General features: G+C 41.1%; 24 protein-coding genes. 12 read left to right on the top strand and 12 right to left on the bottom strand.

The window, feature by feature from the left end:
• Positions 1-55 precede the first annotated feature (55 nt).
• Positions 56-2,269 carry a ferrous iron transport protein B gene (gene feoB, locus WG989_RS05520; RefSeq protein WP_340427907.1) on the top strand — a complete coding sequence of 738 codons (2,214 nt, stop codon included), beginning with the start codon at positions 56-58 and terminating at the stop codon, positions 2,267-2,269.
• A gap of 12 nt (positions 2,270-2,281) precedes the next feature.
• On the opposite strand, the gene WG989_RS05515 is transcribed toward feoB, so the two are convergent.
• From WG989_RS05515 to WG989_RS05505, 3 genes are all read right to left on the bottom strand, one after another.
• Positions 2,282-3,427, bottom strand: a complete 1,146-nt coding sequence (locus WG989_RS05515) for a hypothetical protein (RefSeq protein ID WP_340427906.1) — start codon at positions 3,425-3,427, stop codon at positions 2,282-2,284.
• A gap of 96 nt (positions 3,428-3,523) precedes the next feature.
• Positions 3,524-4,402 (bottom strand): serine hydrolase, encoded by an 879-nt coding sequence (locus WG989_RS05510; protein WP_340427905.1) that lies wholly within the window; start codon positions 4,400-4,402, stop codon positions 3,524-3,526.
• 5 nt (positions 4,403-4,407) lie between these two features.
• Complete coding sequence (locus tag WG989_RS05505; protein ID WP_340427903.1) at positions 4,408-4,899, bottom strand: hypothetical protein; 492 nt, start codon at positions 4,897-4,899, stop codon at positions 4,408-4,410.
• Positions 4,900-4,965: 66 nt separating this feature from the next.
• Between WG989_RS05505 and corA the strand changes: the two genes are divergently transcribed.
• On the top strand, positions 4,966-6,060 hold the full coding sequence (gene corA, locus WG989_RS05500; protein ID WP_340427902.1) for a magnesium/cobalt transporter CorA: 1,095 nt from the start codon (positions 4,966-4,968) through the stop codon (positions 6,058-6,060).
• A 29-nt stretch (positions 6,061-6,089) separates the two neighbouring features.
• On the top strand, positions 6,090-6,608 hold the full coding sequence (locus WG989_RS05495) for a RidA family protein (RefSeq protein WP_340427901.1): 519 nt from the start codon (positions 6,090-6,092) through the stop codon (positions 6,606-6,608).
• Position 6,609: 1 nt separating this feature from the next.
• Here WG989_RS05495 and WG989_RS05490 read toward each other — a convergent pair whose 3' ends face one another.
• From WG989_RS05490 to WG989_RS05480, 3 genes are all read right to left on the bottom strand, one after another.
• Complete coding sequence (locus WG989_RS05490; RefSeq protein ID WP_340427900.1) at positions 6,610-6,951, bottom strand: hypothetical protein; 342 nt, start codon at positions 6,949-6,951, stop codon at positions 6,610-6,612.
• A 6-nt stretch (positions 6,952-6,957) separates the two neighbouring features.
• Positions 6,958-7,476: a DUF2480 family protein gene (locus WG989_RS05485; protein WP_340427899.1), complete on the bottom strand. Its 519-nt coding sequence runs from the start codon at positions 7,474-7,476 to the stop codon at positions 6,958-6,960.
• 160 nt (positions 7,477-7,636) lie between these two features.
• Entirely contained in the window at positions 7,637-9,760 is a 2,124-nt protein-coding gene (locus WG989_RS05480; protein ID WP_340427898.1) for a peptidylprolyl isomerase, read from the bottom strand.
• Between the two features lie 595 nt (positions 9,761-10,355).
• Between WG989_RS05480 and nadA the strand changes: the two genes are divergently transcribed.
• Positions 10,356-11,369, top strand: coding sequence for a quinolinate synthase NadA (gene nadA / locus WG989_RS05475; RefSeq protein ID WP_340427897.1), 1,014 nt, complete (start codon positions 10,356-10,358; stop codon positions 11,367-11,369).
• A gap of 156 nt (positions 11,370-11,525) precedes the next feature.
• Here nadA and kdsB read toward each other — a convergent pair whose 3' ends face one another.
• Positions 11,526-12,242: a 3-deoxy-manno-octulosonate cytidylyltransferase gene (gene kdsB, locus WG989_RS05470; protein WP_340427896.1), complete on the bottom strand. Its 717-nt coding sequence runs from the start codon at positions 12,240-12,242 to the stop codon at positions 11,526-11,528.
• A gap of 105 nt (positions 12,243-12,347) precedes the next feature.
• Between kdsB and WG989_RS05465 the strand changes: the two genes are divergently transcribed.
• On the top strand, positions 12,348-12,983 hold the full coding sequence (locus WG989_RS05465; RefSeq protein WP_340427895.1) for a 3-keto-disaccharide hydrolase: 636 nt from the start codon (positions 12,348-12,350) through the stop codon (positions 12,981-12,983).
• 81 nt (positions 12,984-13,064) lie between these two features.
• Complete coding sequence (locus WG989_RS05460; RefSeq protein ID WP_340427894.1) at positions 13,065-14,384, top strand: DUF389 domain-containing protein; 1,320 nt, start codon at positions 13,065-13,067, stop codon at positions 14,382-14,384.
• A gap of 6 nt (positions 14,385-14,390) precedes the next feature.
• Here WG989_RS05460 and WG989_RS05455 read toward each other — a convergent pair whose 3' ends face one another.
• On the bottom strand, positions 14,391-14,717 hold the full coding sequence (locus WG989_RS05455; RefSeq protein WP_340427893.1) for an MmcQ/YjbR family DNA-binding protein: 327 nt from the start codon (positions 14,715-14,717) through the stop codon (positions 14,391-14,393).
• Between the two features lie 57 nt (positions 14,718-14,774).
• Between WG989_RS05455 and WG989_RS05450 the strand changes: the two genes are divergently transcribed.
• Positions 14,775-15,242, top strand: a complete 468-nt coding sequence (locus tag WG989_RS05450) for a hypothetical protein (RefSeq protein ID WP_340427892.1) — start codon at positions 14,775-14,777, stop codon at positions 15,240-15,242.
• Positions 15,243-15,290: 48 nt separating this feature from the next.
• On the opposite strand, the gene WG989_RS05445 is transcribed toward WG989_RS05450, so the two are convergent.
• The 3 genes from WG989_RS05445 to WG989_RS05435 all read right to left on the bottom strand — a co-directional run bounded on the left by WG989_RS05445 (position 15,291) and on the right by WG989_RS05435 (position 19,085).
• Positions 15,291-16,547 (bottom strand): pyridoxal phosphate-dependent aminotransferase, encoded by a 1,257-nt coding sequence (locus WG989_RS05445; protein ID WP_340427891.1) that lies wholly within the window; start codon positions 16,545-16,547, stop codon positions 15,291-15,293.
• A gap of 85 nt (positions 16,548-16,632) precedes the next feature.
• Positions 16,633-17,736 (bottom strand): trypsin-like peptidase domain-containing protein, encoded by a 1,104-nt coding sequence (locus WG989_RS05440; RefSeq protein WP_340427890.1) that lies wholly within the window; start codon positions 17,734-17,736, stop codon positions 16,633-16,635.
• 23 nt (positions 17,737-17,759) lie between these two features.
• Entirely contained in the window at positions 17,760-19,085 is a 1,326-nt protein-coding gene (locus WG989_RS05435) for a type III secretion system chaperone family protein (RefSeq protein WP_340427889.1), read from the bottom strand.
• Positions 19,086-19,273: 188 nt separating this feature from the next.
• Here WG989_RS05435 and dnaN point away from each other — a divergent pair, with 188 nt between their 5' ends.
• Both dnaN and WG989_RS05425 read left to right on the top strand, forming a co-directional pair.
• Positions 19,274-20,389, top strand: a complete 1,116-nt coding sequence (gene dnaN, locus WG989_RS05430; RefSeq protein WP_340427888.1) for a DNA polymerase III subunit beta — start codon at positions 19,274-19,276, stop codon at positions 20,387-20,389.
• 159 nt (positions 20,390-20,548) lie between these two features.
• On the top strand, positions 20,549-21,244 hold the full coding sequence (locus WG989_RS05425; RefSeq protein ID WP_340427887.1) for a hypothetical protein: 696 nt from the start codon (positions 20,549-20,551) through the stop codon (positions 21,242-21,244).
• 46 nt (positions 21,245-21,290) lie between these two features.
• On the opposite strand, the gene WG989_RS05420 is transcribed toward WG989_RS05425, so the two are convergent.
• Entirely contained in the window at positions 21,291-21,764 is a 474-nt protein-coding gene (locus WG989_RS05420) for a hypothetical protein (RefSeq protein ID WP_340427886.1), read from the bottom strand.
• An 82-nt stretch (positions 21,765-21,846) separates the two neighbouring features.
• On the opposite strand from WG989_RS05420, the gene WG989_RS05415 reads away from it, so the two are divergent.
• From WG989_RS05415 to WG989_RS05405, 3 genes are all read left to right on the top strand, one after another.
• Entirely contained in the window at positions 21,847-22,269 is a 423-nt protein-coding gene (locus tag WG989_RS05415) for a putative signal transducing protein (RefSeq protein ID WP_340427885.1), read from the top strand.
• Positions 22,270-22,333: 64 nt separating this feature from the next.
• Positions 22,334-23,158: a sterol desaturase family protein gene (locus WG989_RS05410; RefSeq protein ID WP_340427884.1), complete on the top strand. Its 825-nt coding sequence runs from the start codon at positions 22,334-22,336 to the stop codon at positions 23,156-23,158.
• Positions 23,159-23,487: 329 nt separating this feature from the next.
• On the top strand, positions 23,488-23,886 hold the full coding sequence (locus WG989_RS05405) for a PadR family transcriptional regulator (protein ID WP_340427882.1): 399 nt from the start codon (positions 23,488-23,490) through the stop codon (positions 23,884-23,886).
• Positions 23,887-23,892 lie beyond the last annotated feature (6 nt).

The following is a 23,892-nucleotide window of genomic DNA, read 5'->3' as shown; positions in this document are numbered from 1 at the left end:
AAACAGATGAAAGCTATCCTGACATTAGAAACAGAAATTTAAAAGATGATTGGCAATGTCAGCTCCGGAAATGGGTCGTTTAAACTGGAATGTTTCCAAACTTCGTAAATCACCCAAAAAATTTGCTCCTACATTTGCACTTCCTTACATGGCCACAAACAACATTCATATTGCATTAGTTGGAAATCCTAACAGCGGCAAAACCTCCTTATTTAACACACTAACCGGTTTAAATCAGAAAGTAGGTAACTTTCCCGGAGTTACGGTTGATAAAAAAACAGGTGGGTTTTCTGTTGCTGATGGAATCAAAGCAGAGCTGATCGATCTTCCGGGCTCGTACAGTCTCTATCCAAGAAGAGCAGATGAATGGGTAAGCTATAGGGTGTTGATGAACCAGGATAAAGACGTTAAAGCAGATGTAGTTGTTATAGTGGCCGATGCCAGCACCTTAAAAAGGAACCTTCTTTTTGTTTCGCAGATCATCGACTTAAAAATCCCGGCAGTGCTGGCGCTCACCATGATGGATGTGGCCAGAAAGAAAGACATCATCATCGACATTAAATCGCTTGAACGTGAGCTGGGTATTCCTGTTGTTCCGGTGAACCCCCGTAAAAACAAAGGCATCGATGCATTAAAGAAAGCGATTGAAGCAACTGCATTGCAACGCTACCGGCCACCGGCCTTCGATTTTATTCCCAATAAAGCACTTGCGACAGATGCGGTAACAGAAGTAAAAGAATTGTTACCTCACCTCAGCGATTATGCAGCCATTCATCATCTTATCAATCACGAATCGTTTTTATTGAGTGATGCAATGCAGGAGCAGATCGAACAGATAGAGGTGAAGAATAAAGTACAGCACACCCGTTTGCAGGCAGAAGAAATCATGCAGCGTTATCAACGCATCAAGCAAATTGTACAAACAACGATCTCCGAAAAATCGCCGGTAAAAAAACAACTGATCGCTGAAAAGCTTGATCGGGTGTTGCTCCATCGTACCTGGGGTTACGCCATTTTGTTGTTTGTGCTGTTCCTGTTGTTTCAAAGTATTTTCTGGTTGGCGCAATATCCCATGGACATGATCGAGCTTTTCTTTTTGAAAGCATCGAACTGGTTCAGCAGCTGGTTGCCCGAAAATGTTTTTACTGACATCTTTCTGAATGGTGTATTGGCCGGACTCAGCGGCATCTTTGTATTTGTACCACAGATCATGATCCTGTTTGGCTTGATCACTATACTCGAAGAAACAGGATATATGGCAAGGATCGGTTTCCTAACGGATAAGATCATGCGAAAAGTGGGATTGAACGGAAAGAGTGTGATGCCCATGATCAGCGGATTTGCGTGTGCTGTACCTGCCATCATGAGTGTGCGGAATATCGAAAATCAAAAGGAGCGCTTGCTTACAATATTGGTTACACCATTGATGAGTTGCAGTGCACGGCTTCCTGTGTACACCATCCTGATTGCCTTAGTGATTCCAAAAACATATTATCTCGGCTTTCTCAGTTTACAAGGATTGGTGATGATGGGTCTGTATGTATTCAGTGTACTTATAGCATTGGTAGTATCTTATGTCGCCAAGCGATTTATCAACCTCAAAGAAAAAAGTTTCTTTATTCTTGAGTTGCCGCTCTATCGTCATCCCCGTTATAAGAACGTGTTGTTTACAATGATCGAAAAGGCAAAGATCTTTGTGTTCGATGCCGGTAAAGTGATCATGGTGATCAGTTTGTTATTGTGGGCGCTCAGTTCGTACGGACCGGGCAACAGAATTGAAAAAGTGAATACAGAATTTGCACAACGCATTGCAGCAAACCCAAATCAAACAGAGTTGCTGGAAAAAGAAAAACAAACCGCCCTTCTTCAGAATTCATACGCCGGCGTAATGGGTCAATACATTGAACCGGTAATTGCGCCACTTGGTTACGATTGGAAAATCGGGATTGCACTGATTACTTCTTTTGCAGCCCGTGAAGTGTTTGTTGGAACCATGGCAACTTTATATGCTGTGGATAGTGATGGTGCTGATGAGCAAACACTTCGCCAAAAAATGGGCGCTGCAGTAAAAGCAGATGGCACAAAAGTGTACAGCCTCGCAACCGGCGTTTCTCTCATGATCTTTTACATGCTTGCCATGCAATGCATGAGTACGCTTGCTGTAGTAAAGCGGGAAACAAAGGGTTGGAAGTGGCCTATGATCCAACTTGCCTACATGACAGCCTTAGCCTACTTTATAAGTTTGCTGGCGTATCAACTGCTCAAATAAAATCCTTTCGATTTACCAACTTACTGTACTTCGTATGCGGCTTACAAGATTGCTGTAAATACGTTGCATCATTTCTGCCATAGCATCTTCTTTTGTTGGCAAGGGTTGATTTTGACTGCGATTGATGAGTGTAAGATCATTACTTTCCAACGCACGCCTGTCGCCTGTGTAAGTTGCAAATTCATAATTGTATCTGAATTCAGAGGGAAGTCGATCCCACTTGATCTGATTGCGGCTTACGGCATCTGTTATAATTACATTCATATCCGCATCAGCATTGAGTAATCGTTGTGTAACACGAACAGTAGCAGTTACCGTTTGATAGATGGGTTTACCTGCTGTATCCTTTCCTGTTTCAATTTGCTTACTGCGATTGTAGGATCGTGTTTGATCGTACGGTTGATCGAAGCGAAGATTTCTCCAAACAAGATCTACTACCAGATCCGGACCTGTACCCATGCTGCGTAATTGGTATTCATCAAAAAAGCGGGCAGGGTTGGTTGTTGAATTTTGTCCACCAAGATCACGGATAATATTTGCCTGGTGCTGCCTGTCACGATTGGCGTATTGATTCCATCCCCAATTGTTGCCACCCATTCCAAACTGATCGTATTGTATTTGATTGATGAGCACATTGATGATGCTGCGGTCGAAGGCTTCCTTCATCTGCAATTTTGCATCACGATAGTTGGGAACATATTGTTGTGCCCGTTGAAAGGCATAGTATGCTTCTTTATTATTCTCTCGTGTTTGTTGAGCCAATTGACTTCTTCCGAATTCATAATAATCTGCTGCTGCAGAATCTTTCGTTGCAACCAACTGCGGATAAACGTTTGCCGGTTTTACCAAACGCACAGCATAGGCGCTTTGACTAACGGTTTCGTACATACGATGCAATCCTTCCAGTTCCGGAATGATCTTATCCCATTTTTGTGGAGCAGCATCATACCGATAGTTCTCCAACCGTTGCGTTGCTCTGAGATAGGCGTTGCCATATACTTCCTGCAAATCAGCAATTATTTTTTCGTCGCTTCCTTTCTTATTCAATCTGTTGATGAGCGTGGCAAGATCTTTTTGATCGCCACGTGTGCTGCTTTTACTGCCACCGCAGGAGCTGAGCAGGAGTATAAGTGTGAGGATAGGTAAAAGTTGTTTCATGTATTCAGGATTTTGTGGTTGATTCAATTACTTCAAAGTAAATACCAGTTTGGATTTATTCTCTGCTTTTAACGATAAATTTTAATGTGTGTTGTGTTACGGTTTCATCTTTGGTTCAAAATAGTTCCAGAGAAGTGCAGATAGTTGCCTGGTAAGGGCCCAGGCTTCATTTGTTGCATTCCAGCTTTGGTCTTTATTGTTTTTGGTAACAATACACACAACATATGGATGATGCGGCGCATTTACTAACATTACTTCGCTCCGGCTGGCATTCACTGCACCGTTTTTACTAAACACTTCAACGGTTGGCGGAATAGCAGAGAGGCCTTCTTCGTCCCAGTAATTACGGCCCAACAAACGCATCATCTGAATGCAACTGCTGTCACTAAAAATTTCTTTCTTATAGATCCGCTCAAACAGATTCGCCATTTCAAAAGCGCTTGTTTGTCCCCAACCATACATTGTCCGATTGTTTTCACGGCCTGTTGTTCTTGAGTTTACTCTTGTGTGTTTGTATCCAAGACTATCCATGAGTTGGTTGATACGTGTTCCGGTTCCTGCGAGGCTTTGCAACCAAAGGCTGGCCGTGTTATCGCTGGTGGTAAGCATCAACATCAGCACTTTTGAAAGATCGATCTTCTCGTTGTTTTTAAAAGAGCCAAGTATATCTACACCTTCGTACAATAATGAATCGTTGTACAAAAGCGACTGATGATAATTTAATTCGGCTTTATTCAGCTTATCAACAATACCAATGAGAATGGGCACTTTTACCATGCTTGCAGTAGGAAAAACAGAATCTGCATTGACAGCAACCACTTTTCCGGTTTTCAAACTCTTCACATAAATTCCAATATCACCCTGAAAGCCTTTTATAAGTTCTTCTACTTTTCGTTGTAATTTCTGATCTGTTTTTTGTGCATAGACAACTTGCATTCCAACAAGGAGTGCAAACAAAAGAAAACATTGCTTCATACAATTTATTGAACAGATGATGGGTTTAAGGTCCAGTCGCTGAAGTCTTTCATGCTCCAGGTTGAAGGCCGTGCATGTACACCCGCTGTAAAATCAAAATGCACATATTTTACGCCTCTTGTTTCAAGAAGATTTAATGCAGCAAATGAAAGATATTGTTCAGCACCTGTGTTACCGGCACGGTCGGTTAACCATGAAGCATCAGGGATTTTTACAAAAAGCGTATCGGCTGTTAACCTGTCAAATTCAATTTTAATTTCGCTGTACGTTTTATTGATGCCATTAATAAATGCCTCCGGTACTGTTACAGAATCTTTGGGTGAGAAGATCTTTTTACGATCCTTGTCTTCGGCGCTGCAATCCCATACAATTACTGTATCGGTAACAAACCATTGTTGTGGAGGAGTTGCTTCGGCTGAAGCGGGTTCTTTGGGAGCTTCGTTGTTGCAGGCCACAACAAGTGCAACAAGGCAAAAGGTTATGAGATATCGAATCATGTCTTAAAGCTACATAACACTTGTGAAGATGCGTAATGAATGTTTAAATTCGTTCAAACTTTCGTTATGGCCAAACGCAGCTCCTATTTAGACCTTGTGTTAAATCCGCTGAACCTGCTTCGCACCAAGCGTATTCTCCACGTAAACCCAACCGTAATTCCACAGCGGAAAGAACCCGAACAGATCAACTTATATGTGTATGATTACGATGCAGAAAAACTGCACCAGCAAAAACTGGCAGAGGCAAAAGATGCATTCCTGTATAAAAACTCCGCAACTGTAACATGGATCAATGTAGACGGAATACGGCGAAAAGATATTGAAGAGATCTGCAATCACTTCGATATTCACTCGCTTGTGCTGGAAGATATACTGAGTATTGGCCAACGTCCCAAGATGGATGATATTGACGGCGTGATCTTTTGCTTATTGAATATGCTTTACTTCAATGAAAAGGAATCAACCGTAGAAACGGAACAGATTTCGATCGTACTCGGTAAAAAATTTGTGTTGAGTTTTCAGGAAGATGCATCAAGAGACGTGTTTAATCCATTACGTGATAAACTTCAGTTCCGGAATAATAAGATCCGGCAAAGCGGCACCGATTATCTCTTCTACTCACTCATTGATATGATCGTTGATAATTATTTTGTGGTGATGGAAAAGCTGAGTGATAAAATTGAGTTACTGGAAGAAGATATTATCCGAAACGCCAATAAACGATCGCTCGCCAAAATTAATCAGCTACGCAAAGAAATGATCGTACTCAAACGAAACATTACACCGGTACGTGATATGGTGAATGGAATTCTTCGCAGTGAAAGTGATTTGCTGGAAGAACGAACTGAAAAATATTTTAAAGATATTTATGATCATATTGTACAGGCAAATGATCTGGCCGAGAACTATCGTGATATGATGATGAACTTACACGATCTCTATTTGAGTAATGTCAACCTGAAGATGAATGAAGTAATGAAAGTGATGGCCATTGTAACTTGTTTGCTGGCGCCGGCTACAGTAATTGGCGGTATGTTCGGGATGAATTTTGATGTGATTCCTTATGGCCATCATAAGTGGGGCTTTTATCTGGCTTGCGTTATGATGATTGCTATCCCCATGGTGATGCTTTATCTTTTCAGAAAGAGAGGCTGGTTTTAATTGTTGCTTATTAACTCAATAAAATTGATATGAAATATTTTATCGTGCTGCTGTTCATTTGTTCTTCGCTATCACTCCATGCACAAACGGTTGATGAAAAAATAAAACAACTTGGGTTGGAGTTGCCTCCCGTAAGTAAACCCATTGCGAATTATGTAAAGTATGTACGCACAGGTAACCTGATCTTTCTTGCCGGCCATGGACCATCAAAAACAGACGGAACAAATGTTACAGGGAAAGTGGGAAAAGAGTTAAGTATTGAACAGGGATATGAAGCGGCGAAAATTGCAGCGTTGAGTCTTATCGCTACATTAAAAGATGCCTTGGGTGGCGACTTAAGTAAAGTAAAACGAATTGTAAAAGTAAACGGCTATGTAAACTGTTTGCCCGATTTTACAGATCATCCAAAAGTGATCAATGGCTGCAGTGATCTGTTAGTTGCTTTGTTTGGTGAAAAAGGAAAACATGCAAGAGCTGCCATGGGGATGGTGGCACTTCCTTCCAATATTGCGGTAGAAATAGAGATGATCGTGGAAGTAGAAGATTGAATTAAAAATGCTCCATGCTTTTGAGCATTTCATATTCTGTTTCAAAGCTGCGGTGCTTAAACCAACCAATGATACCGCCGCCGCCTAACCAGAAACAAATTTCAAGTACAAGAAATACAATACCCATTGCATTGAAATAAAAGCCGGAAAACGCCTGCGGATCAAACACAAACTGCAGCAACTTGATGATGAGCATACAGATCAATCCCTCCCGTAACACACCGTGATAGACAATATATTTCCACCTCGGAATCTCCCGTCGTTTTTCCCACTGCTTGAGGAACTTTCGTTGCCTGGGAGTGAGCCGGTAAGGGTGGTAGTTACGAAAGTCGTTGAGTGGCACTGAGTTTTACGCAGTTGGTTTTGGTTGTTTAAAAATTGGAACAGTGCTGCATGGTTCGCCGTACATAATGCTTTTCGCTACAGGTCGTAACCGGCTGGTAATTTCAAGATATGCTGCTTCGGGAATTGGTTCGTCCCCACATCCTTTGATTACTACACGCTGGTCTTGGTAAGTAGAAATATCCAGTGCCGCAATTGCTTCTAATAACTTTCGTTTTTTCCATTCTTCTTTTGATGCCAATACCACTTCTTTTGCTACCGGCTGCAATAAGGCTCCAACCAGCATATAGGCCCACATAGGAATAATGGCATCAGCACTGCAGGTAACCAACACAACCTTGCCATTAAATACACTGGTATCTGTTTGTTGCAGTGATGCTCTGAATTCTTTTTCTTTTACGATCAATCCCATGAAAAGAAAATCTTTCAGATCAAACACTACGGGCTCTTCGGTTGGTATCCAGGCTTCAAGGTCGATGGTTTGCAACGCACTTTCTGCTACTTTATTTACTATCACACTGCTCATACTATTTTATATTGAGATAGTAAAATTACTTCAAATATGCAACTTCCCTTTTTACCATGTATCAGGCACGTGTTTTTTCATTCTTTCTATCGTAAAACTACTGTGCATAAAAATGGGCATAACTTCCGTTATGCCCACCTGTTATTCGATGCTTAAAAAATTAATAAAACTTGATTCTTCTGTCTTTTACCGTGGCTGCTTTTGTTAAGGCCTGTAAGGCAGCATTTGGTCCATTCTGCTTCATACCCTGTTCCATTTGCATACGACGACCGCTATAGTCAGCATTACCCGCCGGCATCAAACCAACATTGGTAGTGTTGATCACGTACACTGCACTATTGCCCGGAATCGGTTCGCTTACTTTTCCTTTTACTGCCGGGTTAAATGCTGCACCGGTTAATTTTGGCTCCATACCTATACCTGGAATAAACGGAGAGAAATAAGAAATACTATCTGCATTCAACACGTTTGTTTTAAATGCTGTGGCAATGGCACCAAGATCTCTGTTATTTCCAATTTTCCCAATGATCTCTGCAGCCTTCTTCTGATTACGGATAATACTTTCAACCTGAATGCGTGCTGTTTTAGCATCAGGTAAACCCTCTTCTTTTGATTCAGCGATCAATGCTACAATAAACTTATCGCCGAGATTAGTAGGTTCTGATACATTACCTGTTTTATTTTCATACACCCATTTGATCAAACTGCGGGCACTTCCCAATCCAATAATGGTATAATCGTTCGGACGAACTTCTGCTACACGTGGCACAAGTTTCTTCGACGTTACTGCTGCTTCAAATTGTTTTGCATTGCGGCTTTCTGCTGCAAACTGCGCTGCTGCAGTGCTTGCTGCACTGATGGTTTCATCACTCGGCTCAACCGTTTTTGAGAAGTAGGCAATTTTATAGGCTGGTTCTATTTTCTTTTGTTCCAACACTTCCATTACATGATAACCGAAATCGGTCTTCACTACTTTTTTTGTTCCTTTTGGATTGTAGAAAATAAATTCGGCAAACTCTTTGGCAATGCTGCCAAACTGCTGTGAAGAAAATTCATACTCCCCACCTTTATCCTTACTACCAGGATCGGTAGAAAACTGTGCAGCCAATGTTTTAAAGTCAGCACCATTTGCAATTGCACCGGCAATACTATCTGCTTTTGCTTTTGCAGTACTGTCATCCATAATTACCTGTCCGCTTTGCGGATCTCTTGTTCCAATTAAAATATGGCGACTCTTAACTGAATCGGGCATTTCACGCTTTGCGATCATTTTCGCAATTACATAATTGCCGGCATCCTGATAAGGTCCAAACACTCCACCAACAGGCAGATTGCGAATTGAATCTGCATTGGGTACCTGGAGACTTGATTTCAATACAAAACCATCATAATAAGCAGTAGTAGAGTTGTTAGCTACCAGAAACTGAGCCGGATCTGTTGAAGCTGCAAACGCTGCATATTGCTTGTTTACTTCTGTTAACGCAAAATTTGAATCAGCCTTATTAGGAGCAGCATCAAATATTACATATGAAATAGCACGGCTTTCTTCCTGCTTAAATTCGTTTTTATGTTTACGTACATACGCATTAATATCTTCATCCGTCACTTTTACTGCACTATCACTGATCGTAGTATAAGGAATAGCTACATAGCTGATTGAAGCGATGCTGCTTTGATCGGTGAGATCTTTATCACTTAACCATTTTGGATAAAACGCACTACCTGCGAGTAAGGCTCCGTACTTGGTACGTAAACCATTTTGAATAAGGTAATCGATAATATTCCGCTCTACATACATGCGCTGCGGATCGTTCGCTTTTTTACTACGCATCGAATTGATAAACTGGCGGGCAGCATTTGCATCGTATGCACCTGTTTGTTGATCTTTGAATTGTTGTGCCAATACAGGTGGTGGGTTATTACCATACAACGCATCGTTGAGATCAGCGCCGGAAAACGTTAAACCAAGCTTCTCATATTCAGCTGTAAGAATGGTTTCTTCAATTTCGTTCGTCCACAACATATCGATCAATTGCTGACGCATTTCATCATTTACATCCATTCCCTGCTGGCGATATCCGTTTTCCATCTCCGTCAAACGGTCATTAAAAACGGTAATATCAATATCTTTTCCGTTTACCGTACCAATGGAAGAAGGTTGCGAACCGGCACCACTGCCACGGCCGGCAAAGTAATCTGTAAGAATAAATCCGATAAGGCTCAAAGCAATCACAGCAATGCTCACGGCTGCATACTTTTCACGAATCTGCTGAATAATCGACATAATAGTATATTGTACGTTATAAAAGTGAGCGGCAAAAATAGGGGGAAAAAGAGGTTTGAACAAATTGTGGAAAACTCCCGTAATCTGCACAGGGTAAAGGTTTTAGAAAAGATGGGGTGGGATGTTTCAAAAATCAGATTTATCAATTCACAATAGCCCTGTTAATAACCATCAAAAGCTGTGGATATGCGCCAATTTAGCTGGCATAAGTTCGTGAATGGTTCGTTGACATCTGTTGAAGTTGGGTTAGGCTTCCAAAACCACGTTTACAAACCCCTGTTTATCCCCTCCCGGCTAACACAACAAAAAACAGAATTGAGTATGTTAGTTGTACAACGTTTTTTGAATCCACAGTTGTGAACAACAGGCTTGTTTGCTTACTGCTGCCGCATATACCAATGTGGATGAAATGGGAATTGATGTGAATAAAACTGTCATTACTAACTTTGCAAAACAATTGACAAAGCAGATATCCACGAATTCACATACATAGTAATAGTAGTTTATTAAATAAATAGATATCTATTAAGATATACTACGGCAAAACAGCTAAAAAAATTTAGCATAGTTTCGAATCAAATTTAAACAAAGCGTGATGAACACAATGCTTGTAACTGATCCAAAGATAAACATAGAAAAAAATGGATTTTTAAATATTGAGCTGGATCCGGAATTAGATCTGTTCGCTGAAATTGAGCGGCTCAAAAAAGAAAAAAATGCAATTATTCTGGCGCACTACTACCAGGAGCCCGATATTCAGGATGTGGCCGATTACATCGGCGATAGTTTAGGCTTGGCACAGAAAGCTGAAAAAACGGATGCTGATATCATTGTTTTTGCCGGCGTGCATTTCATGGCTGAAACTGCCAAGATCCTCAACCCAACGAAAAAAGTAGTGATCCCTGATCTGAAAGCAGGTTGTTCACTCAGCGACAGTTGTCCGCCGCCTCTGTTTGAGCAGTTCAAGCAAAAGCATCCGGATCATCTTGTGATTTCTTACATCAACTGCAGTGCCGGTATAAAAGCCCTGAGCGATATTATTTGCACCAGCAGCAATGCACAAAAAATTGTAGAAAGCTTACCGGCAGAACAGAAAATCATTTTTGCGCCCGATAAAAATTTAGGTGCTTACATCAACAAAGTAACGGGCCGCAACATGGTGTTGTGGAATGGTGCCTGTATGGTACATGAAATATTCAGTGTTGAAAAAATTACGAAGCTTAAAATTCGCCACCCGCAAGCGAAAGTAATTGCACATCCTGAATGTGAGGAACCTGTATTGAAGCTGGCAGATTTTATTGGAAGCACAACACAGTTATTGAAATACACAGAGAAAGATGCCAGCCAGGAATACATTGTGGCTACAGAAACCGGTATTCTCCATCAAATGATCAAGAGTAATCCACACAAAACATTTATTCCCGCACCACCTGATAATGCATGTGCATGTAACGACTGTCCGCACATGAAACGGAATACACTGGAAAAAATTTACCTGTGTATGGAATATGAAATGCCTGAAATTTTAATGGATGAAGAACTGCGATTGGCAGCAAAAAAACCAATTGATCGTATGTTGGAATTGAGTGCACAGTTCGGATTAATCTAGTTTTCTCCGGAAAGCTGTAAAATAAAAAAGGGGCCAGATAGAAATCCTGCCCCGTTTTAAAATCCAATATCCTATGAAAAACCGAGTGTAAGATAGAAACGTTTTCGACAATCCGAAAATGTTTTGCACTTTTTTTTAAAAGTTAGCGGTTTTTACTTAGAGTAATTTCCGGGCTTTCTCCAGATCAGACGGAGTATCAATCGAAATACCAATAGGTTCTGTTACTGCCATTCGGATATTGATTCCGTTCTCCAGCAGGCGTAATTGCTCTAATTTCTCTGTTTTTTCCAGTAAAGAGGCGGGCAATTGGGTAAAATCAAGCAAAATTTGCTTGCGGAAGCCATACATACCAATATGCTTGTAATACGGAACTGAAACAGATTCATCACGCTGAAAGGGAATAACACTCCGGCTGAAATACAAGGCATTCATTTGCTGATTCACCACTACTTTCACACAATTTGGGTCGTTGATCTGTTCTTTATGGCTGATAAGATGCATCAACGAGCCAACCTGTACCGAGGTATCAGTAAACAAACCGCATAATTTTTGAAGCGATTCTTTTTGCACAAAAGGTTCATCGCCCTGCACATTAATGATCACATCCACATTCATCGCCTTTACTGCTTCAGCAATACGATCGGTACCGCTTTCATGTTCGTTCAAACTCATCACTGCTTTACCACCGTTGTTGCTGATCTCTGTGTAAATAAGATCACTGTCGGTAACAACCAATACTTCATCAAACAAACCTGTTGCCACAGTATTATCATATGTATGTCGAATAACTGTTTTATCACCTAATAACTGCATGAGTTTTGCAGGAAAACGTGTGGCTGCATAACGGGCGGGAATAACAGCAATAATGCGCATGTAACAAATGTAAAATAAGATTTGCATAAGCAAACGCACAAAGAAAAGCCGGTTACAAAAACATATTTGATACTTTAGAGAATCAATTACACAAACAACAATTTTATGCGGATCATTCTATTGCTTTGCCTGCTGTTCTTTTCACTTTCATTTACCTCTCTTCCTAAGCAAGAAAAGAACGAAGAATGGATTTCATTATTTGATGGTAAAACACTCAATGGATGGAAAGTGGGAACAAATGCTGAAACATTTAAAGTGCAGGATGGTGCCATTATTGTAAATGGAAAAGTGGCGCATTTATTTTATGATGGTGCTGTTGGAAATCACAACTTCACAAACTTCGAATTAAAGCTAGATATTATGACCAAGCCGGGCGCAAACTCTGGTGTATACATTCATACATTGTTTCAGGAAAGTTCATGGCCAAAAAAAGGATATGAAGTACAGGTGAATAATTCGCAAACAGATTGGCGACGCACTGCCAGTTTATACGCCATACAGGATTTGAAAGAAGTTTTTGTAAAAGATGATGAGTGGTTTACGATGCACATTCTTGTAAAAGGAAAAAACATCCAGATAAAGATCAACGATCAACTCGTGAACGATTATACTGAACCGGGGAACGCCACCCGGCCAAAAGGAATGGAAGAACGTTTACTCAGCAGTGGAACCATTGCATTACAGGGACATGATCCAAACAGTATTGTTCTATATAAAAATATTCGTGTAAAGATCCTTTAGCGTTTGCTGATAAATCGAAGCAACTGATTGCCGGTTTTTCAACTCTTAGCCAGATTACGCAACATTCAAAACCATTACCCGATGCTTCGAAAATTTTTACATTACATCGATATACGGGATGAGCTGGAAGATTTTGATAACATCCATTCAGAAATTGAAAAAGGAATTGCGTTTAAAGGCACCAACTTATGGATCCTTGTATTTGCCATTATAGTGGCATCGGTTGGTTTAAACACGAATTCAACAGCCGTTATTATTGGAGCGATGTTGATCTCACCGTTAATGGGACCGATCAATGGAATGGGTTACAGTTTAGCTACGTATAATTTTGAATTATTCCGCAGAGCATTGCGTAATTTTTTATTTGCAGTAGTAGCCAGTCTTGCGGCCTCAACATTATATTTTACCATCAGCCCTGTATCAACCGCACACTCTGAATTACTGGCACGAACAAGCCCCACTATTTATGACGTTTTGATCGCTTTGTTTGGTGGCCTTGCCGGTATTGTTGCCATCAGCAGCAGAATGAAAGGAAATGTAATTCCCGGTGTGGCCATTGCAACTGCGTTGATGCCACCATTATGTACCGCAGGATATGGATTGGCAACCGGACAGTTTGGGTTTTTCTTTGGTGCGTTCTATTTATTTACCATCAATACAGTGTTTATTGGCATTTCATCGGTTGTAATGTCGCAGGCATTAAAATTTCCTATCCGCACATTGGTAGATACAGCACAGAAAAAAAGAGTGAATCAATACATTTCACTAATCATCGCCATCACTTTATTACCCAGCATTTATTTTGGTTATGAGTTAGTGCAAAAAGAACGGTTTACAGAAAGAGCAAAGCAATTCACGAACAGTGTATTGTTAAGTGGCGGCGCCTATCTGTTGAAAAATGAAATCAACGCAACCAGAAAAACCATTCGATTGGTATATGGCGGTAACATGATGAGTGAAGAAACGAAACAAGGGATTATTAATAAAGCAAAGGATTTTAAACTTGAAGAAGCTGAATTGATTTTTGATCAGGGCTTTTCGCTGAACGAAAAACAACTGGATGAAAATGAGCTGCTGAAAAATAAAATCAGTGCACTCACTTTTTCAATGGAGCAAAATGAAAAACAAAAAGACAGTATTCAGAAACGGCAGCAACTGGGCGCACAACTATTAAAAGAAATTCAGGCAAATTATCCGGGTGTGTACAGTTGTTCGTATGCAGAAACGCTCGAGTTTACTGACAGTGCGAAAAAAAGTATAGCGAAACCGATCGTTGCTTTTACCTCAACTCCGGGGCGGCTTTCCAATGCAGAAAAAATAAAGATCCGCAACTGGCTGCAAATCCGATTGCAACAAAAGGAAGTGAATGTATATTTTGATGAAGCAGTGAAGCCGAAGTAATACCTGTTATTTCTTTTTTTTATTGACCAGATCGTACGAATGATCGATCCATTCCAGCAGCAGTTTGGATGGTGTAGAACCATCCACAACAATGGTGTTCCAGTGTTTCTTATTCATGTGCCAACCCGGCAACACACAGGAATATTGTTCACGCAGTTCAAGAGCAAGATCAGGATCGCATTTTACATTGAACTGAAGCTGCTCCGTATCCAACGGCAGCAACAGAAACGATTTACTGTTTACTTTAAACACAATTACGTCAGGGCCGAACGGAAGTGTTTCTTCGGTTCCGGGTTTTGTAAGACAGTAGTCCCGTATCGTTTCAATGTTCATGTAATTATTTTAAGAAAGATGCTGCAACGAAATTATTTCTTTTGTTGTCAACAACGTATGAAATACTCCTTCCTTATCATTTGTGCATGCTTAGCCCTTTCTGTTTCCTGTAAAAAGAAAACAGAAAACCGGTTTGATTGCGGCGAACCGGTTGTTTGCCCTGCTGTTGTTTGTGTTGCATTCTGGAGCAACTTCAATTTTACGATTGTAGACGGGCAAACGGGCGCTGATTTGATTTACGGCAGCAATCCAACCTTAACGGCAGCCGATATAAAACTGTACATCAAAAGCAATTCGCCGTATACCCAAGTACAGTTGATCAACGATGTAGATAAAAAACAGTTACGCACCATGAGCGCTGCTGATACAATGGCAATTCAGATCAAAGACGGGCCGTTGCAATATATTCTGGTAAAAAACTTTTGTGCCAACGAATGCTGCAGCCGGACAGCAGTAGAAATTGTACACGAAGGCAACTTCATGATTGCGGACAAGCAGAAGTTGTTTCGCTTTAAGAGATCGTAGTTGGAAAAGTGAATGTTGCCTATTCGCTATTGCAGATTGGTCAACTCATCAACTCAACTTTTGCATCGCCTCTTTCAGCTTTCCTAAAAATTCAGGAATTTCTTCCTTGCGACAAGTACCAACGCTCAGTCGATACCAGGGAGAAGTTCGTTCCGCACCAAATGCATAGAAAGGAACAATGGCAAGCTTCGCTTCATCGAGTAAGTATTGAGTTACGTCAGCTTGTGTTTGCAGCAACACACCATCCGCTTTTTTCTTTCCCACTAAATCCACTTTAATGGTCAGATAAATGGCGCCCTGTGGTGCAATCACATCCACATTGAAACCTTCGCTTTTCATTTGTGAAAACCCTTTGGAGATTTCTTCCAAACGATAATAGATTTCCTGCTTGAAGTTGACGAGGTAACGATCGATATTGTCTTTCTGTAATAAATACTTTGCTGTTGCTTTTTGTTCAGCCATTGGTGCCCAGGCTCCCACGTGAGAAAGAATAGCTTTGATTTTTGTGATGATCAACTCCGGTCCAAGCGACCAGCCAACACGTACACCCGTTGCAGCAAACACTTTGCTGATACCATCCACAAACACAGTAACATCACGCATAGCAGGACGAAGTGAAACGGGATTGTAATGAACATTATCACCAAAGGTTAACGTCCAGTACATCTGATCAAACATTAAGAATAATTTCTTCTCACCTTCTTTGCGTGTGCTGTTCTCTTCCAGAATGAGATCGCATATTTTTTCCAGTTCTTCTTTTGGAAACATGGTGCCCGTTGGATTTTGCGGCGTACACAAACACAACAAAGTAGCACCTCTAAGATGAGGTTTTATTTCATCGGCCGTAGGCATAAAATTATTTTCAGGTGTTGCTTCGATCAACACATGTTCAGCATCTGTGAAATGTGCATAGTGATTGTTGTTCCAGGATGGTGCAGCATAAATCACTTTATCTCCTTTATCAACCAACGCACGAAAAATCGAATAGATCAACGGACGGCCACCGGCTGCAATTTGTATTTCATTTACCCCATACTCCAATCCTTCACGCTCTTTTAAAAACTGCGATACACTTTGACGCAATTCCAAAATTCCTTCTGCTGCAGGGTACGTGGTAAAATGATGTTTGTAAGCAGCTACTATCTCATCTTCCAGCTCCTGTGGAATGGGAAATACAGAACTGTCAAAATCGCCGATGGTAAAATTGTAAATATGTTCCCCCTGGCGCATACGCTCTTTGATCTGGTTACCCAGTTTCACAATTTCGGAACCAACCAATGTTTCGGAGAGATGGGAAAGCTTCATACTTCAATTTTAAGAAAGCGCAAAAGTAGGATAAGACCATTAAAAACGATCAAGTGTTCGCTTTTTGAGGCCATACGGCGATTTTCTATTCTTCAATTCGCTCCAAACAGCCATATTGTTTCTTCAGCAGATCATCATAAGCATCTGCTTTTTGAAACAGTTGCAGGAATAATTGTTCGCCATTTTCCTGCGCAAGGTCCAGGTCATAAATAATGCGACTGAGTACGATGTTTTGATTCATACAACTTAAAACCAACCCTTTGTTGTGATAGTTTTCGTGCAGCAGAAATTCGTAGAGCAGTTTTATTTTTAATGTATCGTTGGGCAGCAAACACAAATAGGCATCGCTGGCAATAAAATAATTTTCAGGATTGTAACGGATGATGATTTTTGCGCTGCCTTCTTTCACACTCCAGGTATTCACACCTTCACGAGCCAGCTTAATATCTTTCCCCAATGCTTTGAGTACATTTTCAATGGTTTTACCAACTCCTACGGGTTCATATTCTTCTTTCGGCATTTCGGGCAGCTTCACTTCTGTACCACAGGAGGGACAATATTTGCCACTGTCTAAATTTTCAGGTAATACTAAAAACTCACATGCATGACAACGGGTTGAAGGCTGTCCTCTGTAGGGCGCATAGATTTCCAACGCTGTTCGCAGGTATTGCTCCGGTAATGCAAAACCAAGATTATCGCCACCACGAATAATGAATGTGTTTACACCAATGATTTCACCACTCATATTCACCAACGGACCGCCGCTGTTACCGGGATTGATGGCTGCATCGATCTGGATATACTTTAGTCCTTCACGTACACGATCTACTTTTGAAATAACACCTTGTGTAGCTGTATAATTTAATCCATACGGATGACCGATAGCAATAACAGGATCACCATCTTTCAACCGTGCATATTCTCCAAGTGTAATAAAAGGCAACTCCAACTGATGAGGTGGTTGAATAAATGCCAGATCATGTTTACGATCGGTGTACCAAACCCTGCTCAATGCTTTTTCAAATTGCTTACCAGCAATGGTTACTTCTGCATTTCCATCAATCACATGATTATTGGTGACGATGAGATCGTATTGCTTTAAATAAAAACCGGTACCCGTGCCGGTTTGTGTGGCAATTTGTATGATGGCATCTTTAAACGAATCAACTATCTCGACCGCTGATGGCATGATGGACTTTTGATTTTAATGATTTACTTGACCTCAGTGTTTACAAACTCTACTTCTGCAGTAAATGATTGTGTAAAACTCAACAGGGAATCGTACTTCAGATTTTCTGTTTTAAAGTTGATCTGCGGATATTTTTCTTTCCACTCGTTGATGATCTGTTTGATCTTTTGTTCGATCAGCTCCCGGTTGAAACGGTTCCGGTCGCTGTTGTAGAATTCTTCTGTAAAACCAAGCTCCCGGAAAAAATCATCATACGAAACCTTCATGAGAATAAGGTAGAGATCACTCACCGGTTTTGGCAAACTGAAATTATACTGGCAATAAGCTAATCCATATTCACTGATCTGCTGAGCAATGTAAGGATGATTGTTTTCCCGAAACCAAACCATCGCCTGGTTGGCAGCAAAAATGCTGTCGGCAATAATTTTTTGTGTTTGCGGTTGTGTTATAGCAAAGCTGTGTTTGCTGCGAAACAAACAGGGAAACACATCCTCTTTCGGCTTGTTCATCATCTTCAAAAACGCTTGCAACATGGCTTTGTTTTTTTCGGCCACGGGCTTCTCGTCTTTTACAAAATAAATGGTTACCAGATCTTCCAGATCGTATAACAATCTGCTTTCTGGCACCAATAAAAAATCGATCCTGTAAGCAAGATTGAGTAAAAGGTAGGTAATAGCCGTGCTCATTTTTTCTGCATCCAATGGATCAATCACTTCGGCAGTTTCCTTGATCCACTGCATCAGGTAATTGTACTTCACTTCTTTTTCAGCATCAGGAATTACTTCAATATGCTCCGTATCGATGGGTTGCAGATTTTGAAAATCCTGGATCAACAGATCATCCTGCTTATCGGCTCTTGTGGCCAGTTCTTTAAATGCGTAATAGAGTTTGTTCGGATTGGCTGTATTGATCTCTGTATCAAAACGCATACAAAGCCGTTCGCCTTCCATGGCATAACGGGAATAATACAAATTGAAATTCTGTTCCAGCAACCGGCGCATCACAGGCACCGAAGGTTTTGCCATCCGAGCCAACGTAACCTCGGCCGTTAAACTGTTTGCATTGTAACTGCCCCGCACCATTTTGCTGCCTTGGTAAAAACGAAACACATTCTCAGCACCGTCACGAGATGTGTGTACATTTTGAACGGTATCATCCCGCAGGTAATCAAAAAACGCCTCAATACTTTCGTGATGTTTGTTTTCTTTAAACAGGTTATCGGCGTCGGCCCACCGTTTTGTTTTCAGCAATGTTTTATTGTTGTCGCTGTACCGTCCAAATGTAATCGGCGGCGCAACAGCTTCCGGGCTATCCTTTTTCTTTACCCAACGAAATAGTTTATCCAGCATTTGCAATCAATAAATGAGTGCCCAATGTACGGCGATTTTGCCTGAAAGTTTTGTTGTTTTCTATGAACAGGAGCAGGAGCATAACGTTCGCTTTTTCTACAAAACAAGTTGATAATTTAACCCTTATCTTGCAGCGGTAACAGGCAAAAATGCCTTACCTTCCCCGTTATTAAATTAAGAACAGCGTTATGAAGTTTATCGTTTCGTCATCGGCTTTACTGAAACAACTGCAGCAGATCAATGGTGTAATCAATGCCAACACCGTATTGCCCATTCTGGAAGATTTTTTGTTTGAGATCAATAAGAACAAACTCACGGTAGTAGCTACCGATCTGGAAACAGTGATGAAGATCCACATGGATATTGAAGCAAAAGACAATGGTCGTGTTTGTATTCCTGCTCGTATTCTGATGGATACATTAAAGAATTTACCGGATCAACCATTAACGTTTAATATTGACAAGAACTTTGGGATTGAAATTACCAGCGACAGCGGTAAGTATAAAGTGATGGGCGAAAACCCTGATAACTTTCCAAAAGAACCGGTGGCTGATGATACCACATCATTCACCACTACTTCTTCCGCATTGGTTACTGCTATCAACAAAACCTTGTTTGCGGTAAGTAATGATGATCTGCGTCCAGCCATGACGGGTGTGTATTTCGAACTAGATAAAAAAGGATTGACCTTTGTTGCAACAGACGCACATCGGTTGGTGCGTTACAAGCGTACCGATGTAAGTTGCCCGAAGAGCGAAAACTTCATCGTTCCAAAAAAACCATTGAACTTATTAAAGACAGCATTGCCTGATAATGGCGATGAAATTACTTTATCTTATAACAGCAATCATTTGTTTGTGGTGCATGGCACTACAGAATTGGTGTGCCGGTTGATCGATGCACGTTTCCCTGATTACAAAGTGGTGATCCCTGCTGACAATCCTTACAGCATGATTGCCGGCCGCAATGAACTGGCCGGTGCATTGCGTCGTGTAAGCGTGTTCAGTAACAAGAGCACCAACCAGGTTGTATTGAGCATCGGTGGCAGTCAATTACAATTGGCCGCACAGGATGTTGATTTCAGCTTTGAAGGAAACGAACGCATGAAATGCCAATATGATGGTGAAGACATGCAGATCGCATTCAACGCAAAATTTTTAGTAGAAATGTTGAATGCAGTTGAAACAGACGAAGTAAGAATGGAACTCAGCACTGCTACCAAAGCTGGCCTCATTAAACCAACCGAACAAAACGAAGGTGAAGATGTGTTGATGCTGGTGATGCCGTTGATGTTGAATCAATAATACGGAAACTCATAACCTTAAAGCAAAAGTCGAAACCAAAACTAACAATAGAAGTCCCGCTTACAATGGCGGGACTTTTTTATTCAATATACCCTGTGGCGGGTACAATTGTTTGAGAAATGCTGGCGTACTTAGCCAGCAAAAAATCAAACACATTGTATGCAGCAACAAAAACACGCCAAAAGAGGAATCATTATTCTTTTCATTGTATTTATCATCAGCACCAATCATATACATGCACAGGATGATTTTGGAAAAGGCCTTGGTGTCCAGTTGGCACTTCCTGTGCAAAACGCAACCTTCAGCGGCGAAGATTTTGGTGAAGTAAAAATGGGCCGGCAGGGATTTTATCTGCAGTTGAGCAGGCAATCATATCTCAGACAAAACAACCTTGGATTTCATTCGTACAAAACAATCGGGTTAGCACTCCGTTCAAACAACATCAATATTAAAGAAGGACAGTACTCGGGAACTCAACTCAAAATTTCAGCGATTGAGTTGCCAATTACAGTTGGCGGTTACGGACGATTCTTTGGCGTGCTGCCATTGGGAATGAACGTGGGCGGTTATCTTGCTGTGCCGTTGCAATACAAAGGCACCATTAAAAAAACCGGAGCTGCAGATTATGAATTTGGCAACAAGTATGAAAAGCCGTTGGGTTATGCCGGGTTGTTAGGTAATATCAGTTTGAACTTTACTGTAAAAAATATGGGCGTCATCCGCTTATTGGCTGGTGGACATATTGGTTTAATTCCGGCCTACCGCTCAGCACCTGAAGGTAGTGAGCCCCCTTACAAGACACCGCTGCCACGAAGTTTTCAACTTGGAGCAGAAATTGTATTTGGAAAGAATTGATGATATCGTTTAGGTATTTGATCCCGCTTGGTAAGGCGGGATTTTTTTATTGGAAAAAATACAGCTTTACATAAAAAAATATGAACAATGGAATAAGAATATAATTATTTGCAAACTTAAACTCAAGCGTAGCATTCAGCAGCATAATGCGCAGAAACAAAGCAATCATATCAAAGAAAACTACCGTAAAAATTGGTATTCCGCCAATGCCTACTCCGTAGCCACCTTTCCAATAAAACAACTTCAGTAGCCAATACAGCAATTCTAAAAAGAGGAACCAGATTCGCTCGTTATTGCGTTGAAAAGAAACGCCTAGTGTTAAAAGGATAATTGATGTAGCGCTAAAAAAAATATTATCCTGTCCTAGAATATTGTCACTTTGAATGGTGCAGCCAACCTGCATATTATTATCCCATCGAAAGAGAAAACCAATGATTGTCCATGCAATCAGTATCAGATACAAATATTGAACTTGGCGGGTGTGTTTTATTAAAGAGGTAAGTGGTTGCGTTGTGTTCATACTATTAGATCTGTTTAAAATTAGGAATTTCAGACTTATTCTCATTAAGGTGATAATCAAATATTAGTTCCTAAATTAGACAATGAGCTACACCCTCGTTAACACATACGACAATTACATTGATGCTAACCTTCACCTCATGCAACTCCAGGAAGAAGGCATCAATTGCTGGCTCAAAGATGAGTTTACGGTTACCATCGATCCTATCTTAACCAATGCACTCGGCGGCATCAAACTCATGGTGCATGAATCACAAAGCGAACGGGCTGCCGGGTTACTGCGAGTTCTCATCAACAAAGCAAAAGAAAACAGAGCCTGTATCAACTGCGGCTCATTGAATGTTGAACACATTGTGAGCAACCGGAAACCATCCAATTGGTTCAGCGCCATCTTTACGTTTCTGTTGGGCGATATGGCTATTGGTGCTAAAAAAGTATATCATTGTTTTGATTGTGGAAATGAGTTTGAAGAAGTGAAAGAAAAACCGTCGGACGCCGTCGTTTGACAGGACTAAACATTTTTTCTCTATCAGCCGATCACTTCGTAACTTTTGGACGAAATCGAACGCCATGTGGAATCAAATCCTTGAACATTTTCAAACACTTGAACAACGTCCGCTTGAACGGATGGCCATTTTAGTAGGCGGCTTGCTGTTGTTCTGGATCATTGAAGGTGCTATTCCACTGTTTTCACTCAACTACAAAAAAACAAAACTGCGCCACGCAGGTGTCAATTTTGTATTCACTGTTATTCATCTCATCATCCATACATTCCTTGCAATTTTAATTGTTGGGTTGAGCGATTGGTGTGCCGATGCAAAGTTTGGACTGGTGTACTGGACCAATGCGAATGTGCTGGTATCGATCTTTATTGGTGTATTTGCGCTCGACTTCAGCAGCTGGCTGGTGCATTTGGTGATGCACAAAGTACCGGTGTTGTGGCGCTTTCATCTCATCCATCATAGTGATACCAATGTGGATGTAACAACGGGCCTACGCCACCATCCCGGCGACAGTTTGTTGAGAGGTATTTTCTTTTTACTGCTCATTTTTATTTCTGGCGCACCGATGTACAGTGTTATGATCTATCAAACACTGGTTGTGCTGGCTACCGCCTTTACACACGCCAACATCAGCCTGCCCGTAAAACTTGACAAAGCGCTCAGCTGGTTTCTCATTTCACCCAACATGCACAAAGTGCATCATCACTGGAAGCAACCTTATACCGATAGTAATTATGGTGCCGTGTTTTCCATTTGGGACCGGCTGCTGGGCACATTTTCCAGCCTGGATATTAAGCAGGTGCGTTATGGCCTCGACCGCTACTATCCCGAAGAAAAGGATGAAGATGTGGTAACGCTGATGAAAAAGCCGTTCGGTAAACTGGAGAAATAGTCTCCCCAAAACTCGTCCCATCAGGTTGTTTCTGTCCGATTTCTACTAAATTTTCCAAAAATCCGACAATGAGCGAAAAATATTTTCAATTTCCTAAAATTTTTTTTGGAAGGGAAAGTGTTGAAAATCAGCATTTTGATATTTTTATACTATCGTTTTCTGCCAGCTACTAAAAAAAAGATGGTACTTTGTGTTGCATAGTACTGAATTTTCACTTAGCTTTGTTTTGTCAATGTAATTAAGGTGATTGGAAGGCAGAAGCAAAAAGGAAGAGCTCTCCGTACAACTTCTCCACCACCTTTCACCCAAACAAACAAACTCCTCAGGTTATGAATATCGAGAACACACAAAGCCAGATGCGCAAGGGAGTCCTGGAGTTTTGCATTCTCTCCGTTATCCAACGGGGCGAGGTGTACCCCAGTGATATTATAGAGGAAATGAAAAAGGCAAACCTTAACATCCTCGAAGGAACCCTGTATCCACTACTTACCCGATTGAAGAATGCCGATTTGCTAACGTACCGCTGGGTTGAAAGCAGCAGCGGACCACCCCGTAAATATTTTGCACTAACAGAAAAAGGAGCTGCCTTTTACAAAGAGCTGGAACAAACATGGAACGAAATGTCCAGTTCGGTTGAAGCCGTTACCAAGAAGAACGGAAGGGTCAATGCTACCGTTACCGGCGAAAGCGTACAGGTTCATCCTCCAACATCTGAAAGTCCACTTTAACCATTA

The sequence above is a fragment of the Lacibacter sp. H407 genome (assembly GCF_037892605.1).
In the GTDB taxonomy this organism is placed as follows: domain Bacteria; phylum Bacteroidota; class Bacteroidia; order Chitinophagales; family Chitinophagaceae; genus Lacibacter.
Note: the sequence above shows the minus strand (reverse complement) of the source record. Positions and strands in the feature narration are given on the sequence as shown.

Coding starts and splice junctions, on each gene's coding strand:
- WG989_RS05450 (WP_340427892.1), top strand. CDS start 14,775: ATGAAATACTCCTTCCTTATCATTTGTGCATGCTTAGCCCTTTCTGTT.
- WG989_RS05510 (WP_340427905.1), bottom strand. CDS start 4,402: ATGAAGCAATGTTTTCTTTTGTTTGCACTCCTTGTTGGAATGCAAGTT.
- corA (WP_340427902.1), top strand. CDS start 4,966: ATGGCCAAACGCAGCTCCTATTTAGACCTTGTGTTAAATCCGCTGAAC.
- WG989_RS05505 (WP_340427903.1), bottom strand. CDS start 4,899: ATGATTCGATATCTCATAACCTTTTGCCTTGTTGCACTTGTTGTGGCC.
- WG989_RS05415 (WP_340427885.1), top strand. CDS start 21,847: ATGAGCTACACCCTCGTTAACACATACGACAATTACATTGATGCTAAC.
- nadA (WP_340427897.1), top strand. CDS start 10,356: ATGAACACAATGCTTGTAACTGATCCAAAGATAAACATAGAAAAAAAT.
- feoB (WP_340427907.1), top strand. CDS start 56: ATGTCAGCTCCGGAAATGGGTCGTTTAAACTGGAATGTTTCCAAACTT.
- WG989_RS05435 (WP_340427889.1), bottom strand. CDS start 19,085: ATGCTGGATAAACTATTTCGTTGGGTAAAGAAAAAGGATAGCCCGGAA.
- WG989_RS05445 (WP_340427891.1), bottom strand. CDS start 16,547: ATGAAGCTTTCCCATCTCTCCGAAACATTGGTTGGTTCCGAAATTGTG.
- WG989_RS05515 (WP_340427906.1), bottom strand. CDS start 3,427: ATGAAACAACTTTTACCTATCCTCACACTTATACTCCTGCTCAGCTCC.
- WG989_RS05410 (WP_340427884.1), top strand. CDS start 22,334: ATGTGGAATCAAATCCTTGAACATTTTCAAACACTTGAACAACGTCCG.
- WG989_RS05460 (WP_340427894.1), top strand. CDS start 13,065: ATGCTTCGAAAATTTTTACATTACATCGATATACGGGATGAGCTGGAA.
- WG989_RS05440 (WP_340427890.1), bottom strand. CDS start 17,736: ATGCCATCAGCGGTCGAGATAGTTGATTCGTTTAAAGATGCCATCATA.
- WG989_RS05455 (WP_340427893.1), bottom strand. CDS start 14,717: ATGAACATTGAAACGATACGGGACTACTGTCTTACAAAACCCGGAACC.
- dnaN (WP_340427888.1), top strand. CDS start 19,274: ATGAAGTTTATCGTTTCGTCATCGGCTTTACTGAAACAACTGCAGCAG.
- WG989_RS05405 (WP_340427882.1), top strand. CDS start 23,488: ATGAATATCGAGAACACACAAAGCCAGATGCGCAAGGGAGTCCTGGAG.
- WG989_RS05465 (WP_340427895.1), top strand. CDS start 12,348: ATGCGGATCATTCTATTGCTTTGCCTGCTGTTCTTTTCACTTTCATTT.
- WG989_RS05485 (WP_340427899.1), bottom strand. CDS start 7,476: ATGAGCAGTGTGATAGTAAATAAAGTAGCAGAAAGTGCGTTGCAAACC.
- WG989_RS05480 (WP_340427898.1), bottom strand. CDS start 9,760: ATGTCGATTATTCAGCAGATTCGTGAAAAGTATGCAGCCGTGAGCATT.
- WG989_RS05495 (WP_340427901.1), top strand. CDS start 6,090: ATGAAATATTTTATCGTGCTGCTGTTCATTTGTTCTTCGCTATCACTC.
- kdsB (WP_340427896.1), bottom strand. CDS start 12,242: ATGCGCATTATTGCTGTTATTCCCGCCCGTTATGCAGCCACACGTTTT.
- WG989_RS05425 (WP_340427887.1), top strand. CDS start 20,549: ATGCAGCAACAAAAACACGCCAAAAGAGGAATCATTATTCTTTTCATT.
- WG989_RS05420 (WP_340427886.1), bottom strand. CDS start 21,764: ATGAACACAACGCAACCACTTACCTCTTTAATAAAACACACCCGCCAA.